Below are 5,654 nucleotides of genomic sequence, written 5' to 3'. Positions count from 1 at the left end.
TGGCAGGACGGCGCGGTTTGCCGTTACGACTACAACCTGGTCGCGGCGGACACCGCGTCGCTGGAACAGAAGGGCCTGTTCCTGCGTGGCGACTACCAGATCAACGATGACTGGACCGTCTACCTGAACTCCAGCGTCACCCGCGTCAGCAGCTTCGGCCGCTTCGCGCCGACGCTCGCGGATTCCGGCATCTTCATCCCGGTCGGCACCCCGAACAACACCACCGCCCAGGACGTCGTGCTGAAGCACCGCTTCGCCGCCGTCGGTCCGCGCGACAACTTCGACGACACCAACACCTACGACACCAACCTGGGCTTCAACTGGCAGGTCAGCGACACGGTGGCGGTGGACTTCGGCCTGCGTCGCGCCGAATCGAAGTACATCTCGCTGGGTCGCAACTACGTCAACATCCCGATCGCGACCGCGCTGATCCAGAGCGGCGAGTACAGCATCTTCGATCCGCTCGCAAACGATCCGGAAGTGCTGAATGCCGTTCGCGCCACCATCGGCCGCGATGGCATCTTCAAGGAAGAAGAAGTCTACGGCAGCGCCACGTTCGACCTGTTCGAACTGTCGGGCGGTACCTCGGGCCTGGTCGTCGGTGCCGAGCACCACAAGCAGGAATTCGCCGATCTGTACGACGCGCAGTCCGAAGCCGGCAACATCGGTGGTTCGTCGGGCAACTCGAGCTCGGGCAGCCGCAACTTCTCGTCGGCCTACTTCGAGTGGCTGATGCCGTTCACCAGCAGCTTCGAGGTCGACCTGGCGGCGCGTTACGACACGTACTCCGACTTCGGCACCTCGTTCGTGCCGAAGATCTCGTTCCGCTACCACCCCATCGACAGCCTGACCCTGCGCGCCAGCTACGGTGAAGGTTTCCGTGCGCCGCCGCTGACCATCCTGAACTCCAAGGATGCGTTCTCGGCCGACAGCGTCGTCGACGCGCCCACCGCGATCGCCTACGGCCAGCCGCCGGGATCGACCCTGCAGATCGACGGTCTGCGCGTCGCCACCCCCGACCTGCAGGCGGAAGACTCCAAGCAGTGGAGCGCCGGCGTRGTGTGGGACCCGACTGACTGGGCCAGCATGAAGCTGGATTACTACAACATCGAGTTGACCAATTCGATCCGGTTCTTCTCGGCACAGACGGTCATCAACCGCGAACGCAACGGCACCTACCTGCCGTCGAGCCTGTACAGCGTTCGTGACCCGGCCAACGGTGCCCTGCTGCAGGTCCGCGCTGGCTACGCCAACGAAGGTTTCATCAAGACCGACGGTTTCGACTTCAACGCGACCACCCGCTTCGACCTGGGCAGCTTCGGTTCGCTGCGCAACAATCTCAGCCTGAGCTGGATCAACAAGTTCGAAACCGGTGGCCCGAACTCGGACACGACGGACCAAGTCAACACCACCGATAACCCGCAGTGGCGTGCGAACCTGGTGAACGAGTGGGAGAAGGGCGACTTCTCGCTGGCGTGGACCATCAACGCGATGGACCAGACCGTGTCGTATACCGAGGACTACCTGGTCAACGACCTGGGCTACACCTGCCAGGACGTGGTCGACTTCGGTTACCTGGTCTCGAACTGCGGCGACAACAAGCCGTACATCACCCACGACCTGGCGGCGAGCTACAAGACGCCCTGGAACGGCCGCTTCACCATCGGTGCGATCAACGTGACCGACAAGAAGCCGCGTCTGGACCAGCTGGGCTTCACCCCGCCGTACTACCAGAGCGCCCTGTACTACGGTATCGGTCGCGAGATCTACTTCCGCTACACCCAGAGCTGGTAATCCACAGCTTGCAGTAAGTCTTGGAGGGGCCCCGCAAGGGGCCCCTTTTTTTTGCGTGTAGAATGTGTGACGAATTGAGCAGGGCAAGACACACGTGGGTATGCCGCAAATCGAGGAAGCGCTGTCGCATGCGCGGCGTGCGGTCGCAGCGAAGGACATGGCCGGCGCCACCGTGCACTACCGCAAGGTCCTGGACGCAGGCGACAACGCGGAAGCATTGCTGCACCTGTCCAGTTTCGAGGCGCGGGCGAACGACAACTACCGGAAGGGACGTGAGTACGCGATACGCGCGCTGTCTTCCGCGGTAGGCAACCCGGCGCTGGTGCCCAGCGTCCTGCTTTGCCTGAGGCATTTCGAAGAGTCGGCCGCCATGCGCCGCTACATCGATGCCTCGCCGTTCCTCCGCAGCATGGCCGACCCCAAGACGCTGCATCTGGTGTCCGCACAGCTCAGCTGGCTGGGCGACCAGGCGCAGGCGATTGAGTTCGTCACCCGTGCCATGCAGCTGCAGCCGCAGATGCCGTCGCTTCGCCTGGCGCGAGCGACGATGGAGTTGTTCCTGGGCCGTTTCGACGATGCTGAAGCGGACATCATGGAATGCCTGCGCATGGATCCGGGGTTCGCGAACGCCTACTGGGTTCTCGCGTGGATGCGCAAGTGGAGTGCGGACACGCACCATGTCGATGGCATCCGGCGCGCGCTGCAGAAGCCTTCCCTTGGCCTGGTCGACAAGACGAGGCTCTACTACGCCCTGCACAAGGAGCTCGACGACATCGGCGATGTCGCGGGTGCTTTCCAGGCGCTCGACACGGCCAACCGCATCCACCGCGCGGCGAACAAGTACGACCGCGAGTCGACGCGTCGCCTGTTCGCGCAGTTGAAGCAGATGCCCTTGAAGGTCGACGCATCGGGCTACGCGTCGGACATCACGCCGATCTTCGTCGTCGGCATGTACCGCTCCGGCACGACGCTGCTGGAGCAGCTGATGGGTGGTGATCCCGGCGTGTTCAACGCAGGCGAACTCCACGACATGGCGGCGCGCGTCCGCTATGCGACCGATCATTATTTTCCCAGCGCTACGGATCCGGTCGCGGTGGCGCGTGCGTCGGGGATCGATTACACCGAGTTGGGCCGGAACTACATGGAAGGCGTTGCCTGGCGCCTGAACGGGCACACCCACATCACGGATAAGTGGCCGCCCAACCACATGAACGTGGGTTTCATCTGCCAAGCGATGCCGCACGCGAAGATCATCCACATGTCGCGCGACCCCCGGGAGACCTGCTTCTCCAACCTGCGCGAATTGTTTGCCCACGCCGCGCCGTATTCCTACGACCAGGTGGAGCTGGCGGACTACAGCAACCAGTATCGCGACCTCATGCAGCACTGGCACCAGGCGTTCCCTGGCCGGATCCTGGACATCACCTATACGGACCTGACGCGGAACACGGAAGCCACCATGCGCGAGGTGGCGGCCTTCTGCGGCTTCCCGTTCACCGACAAGCTGCTGCAGCCCAATTCGCAGGGCAAGAGTGTGGCAACGGCCAGTGCCGTGCAGGTGCGCGACAAAGTGATCGCGCGCGACGTGCCCAAGTGGGCGCCCTACGAAACCTATCTGCAGCCGCTCCTCAACGAGCTGCGCTGACGCCAACGTATCCCGGAGAGCCATGAATCCCGTCAACCAAGATACGCGGGCTCGTTACGACGACATGCCGTACAGCTCATACGCCTACCAGTACAGCGCCCCGGAACAGCTGGCCGCCGTTGCGAGCCTGTTCGGGTTGCCGTCGGGACAGGTATCGACGGCGCGCGTCCTGGAGCTCGGATGCGGGTCGGGCGGCAATCTGATCCCCATCGCGTTGCGCTATCCGCAAGCGAGGGTGGTGGGCGTGGATATCTCGGGAGTCCAGATCGCCGAGGGGAAGGCGTCCATCGATCGCCTGGGCATCGGCAATGCCTCCCTCATCGAAGCGGACCTGCTCGATCTCGATGCGGATTCGCTCGGCGAGTTCGAYTACATCATCGSCCAYGGCGTCTACAGCTGGGTGCCCGCCGAGGTGCAGGACGCTGTCCTGCGTCTGATCGCCCGCTGTCTTGCGGCGGACGGCGTCGCCTACGTCAGCTACAACACCTATCCGGGCTGGAAGACCAAGGAGATCGTCCGCGATGCGATGCTGATGCATGGCGGTGCGCGACCGACCGTCGACGAGCAGGTGGGCTACGGCCGCTCCATGCTCAACTTCCTCAAGCAGACGGCGCTGCCGGGGGGGCTGACCGCCGCCGCGGTCGACGAGTGCATGCCGTCGATCATGAACGGCCCCACCGATTACGTGGCGCACGAGTATCTCGCCCCGAACAACCGGCCCTGCTACTTCCATGAATTCGTTGAGCGGACAGGTCGCCATGGCCTGGCTTACCTGGGCGAAGCGCAGCCGTCGACCATGCTGCCGTCCAACTACAGCCAGGAGCTCTCGCAGCAGCTGTACGGCGCGCTCGGTGGCGATCAGGTGCGCGTCGAACAGTATCTGGACTTCGCCGTGAGCCGTGTCTTCCGCCAGACCCTGCTGGTGCACGCGAAACGCGCCGAAGACCTCCGCTGGGAGCTGGATCGCGCGACCCTGCATCGGATGCATTTCGCGGCGAACCTGTCCGCCACCGACGGACCGATCCGCCTGGACGGACAGCACCAGGAGTTCGTCGCGCTCCCGAATACGGCGAGCATCGGCGCCAGCCTGAGCGGTATCAAGCAGGCGATCGATGCACTCGCGCGAGCGTGGCCGGGCACGGTGACGCGAGACGATATGCTCCGCCACGCGATGCTCACGCAGGGCGACAAGGACGCGGTTTCGCCGGAGATCCTGAGCGAGGCCGTGGATGAACTATGCGAGCGCCTGACCCTGCGCGGCATGGCGCAGGTTCGTYTGGCAGCCGTGGAGGCCACGGGCGTAGGTGATCGTCCGGTCGTGGATCCGGCGGTCAGGCGCCAGGTCGTCGCGCTCGTGCCGCCGCGCAGGCACGTGGCCAATCTCTGGCACGACAGCATCGAAATGGGGGATATCGACCGGTTGCTGATCCCGTTGATGGACGGTTCGCTGGACAGAGACGGTCTGGTGGCCGCCGCCGCCGCCGCCCTGCGCGAGGGACGGCTACCTGCCCTGCCGCAGGCGGCAGCGGATGACACGGAGTCGCAGGCGGAGGCACGCGTGGCGGAGATGCTGCAGCGTCTTGCCGGCGCCGCGATACTGGTGCGACCAGYGGGTCAGTAACGCTGGCCGAGTTCCGAGAGGCGCCACGCCAGCGGCGTAAGGTAGTCGCGGTATGCGTGCCACTTGGGCCGCAGGGGCAGGCCCGGCTTCTGCCGTACCTGCACCGCGCTCGCGGTGTTGACGCTGCCAGTGGCGGACGCCGGATCCAGCATCGTCGGCTGGAAGCCCGTGCCCAGGAACGTGGTCACGCGCTTCAGTTCCGCCGCCGGATCGGTGGCGAGCGCAGCGTAGGTCACGTCATGGATGCGCCCCGGGAAGCGCTGGCGCCAGTGCTGCATCAGGCTGAAGTAGTGGCGATAGTGGTTGGCGAGTTCGGCCTGGTCGTACGAATAGCGGCAGGTGGTGGCCGAGAACGGCTCCCTCAGGTTGGAGAAGCAGGTTTCCATCGGATCGCGCGACATGTGCAGGATCTTCGCGCCAGGCAACGCGGTGAGGATGAAACCGAGGTTGAGGAAGTTGGACGGCAACTTGTCGGTGACGAATCGCTGCCCCGCGCGACGCCAGTCCACCGATTCCAGGTAGCCCCTGCCGATGGCGCCATAGTCGAAGTCCGCCGAAGCCTGGACGATGGCCGCATCGAGCTCGGTGCTGCAG

4 protein-coding genes are annotated in these 5,654 nt (G+C 64.6%); 3 read left to right on the top strand and 1 reads right to left on the bottom strand.

The annotated features are described in order from the left end of the window. From AC04L7_RS11410 to AC04L7_RS11400, 3 genes are all read left to right on the top strand, one after another. On the top strand, window positions 1-1,794 hold a 1,794-nt coding region (locus tag AC04L7_RS11410; protein WP_475513037.1), incomplete at its 5' end, for a TonB-dependent receptor domain-containing protein. Between the two features lie 100 nt (window positions 1,795-1,894). Further along, window positions 1,895-3,439 (top strand): tetratricopeptide repeat-containing sulfotransferase family protein, encoded by a 1,545-nt coding sequence (locus AC04L7_RS11405; RefSeq protein WP_436001085.1) that lies wholly within the window; start codon window positions 1,895-1,897, stop codon window positions 3,437-3,439. A gap of 22 nt (window positions 3,440-3,461) precedes the next feature. Further along, window positions 3,462-5,060, top strand: a complete 1,599-nt coding sequence (locus AC04L7_RS11400; RefSeq protein WP_475513036.1) for a methyltransferase regulatory domain-containing protein — start codon at window positions 3,462-3,464, stop codon at window positions 5,058-5,060. Here AC04L7_RS11400 and AC04L7_RS11395 read toward each other — a convergent pair. Next, window positions 5,054-5,654, bottom strand: a 601-nt coding sequence (locus AC04L7_RS11395; protein WP_475513035.1) for a sulfotransferase family protein, incomplete at its 5' end; no start/stop codon positions are given. The genes AC04L7_RS11400 and AC04L7_RS11395 overlap by 7 nt on opposite strands.

The organism is Pseudoxanthomonas sp. LjRoot204_2 (genome assembly GCF_056175765.1).
The sequence above is the reverse complement of the archived record's forward strand: the minus strand, read 5'-3'. Positions and strand labels throughout refer to the sequence as shown.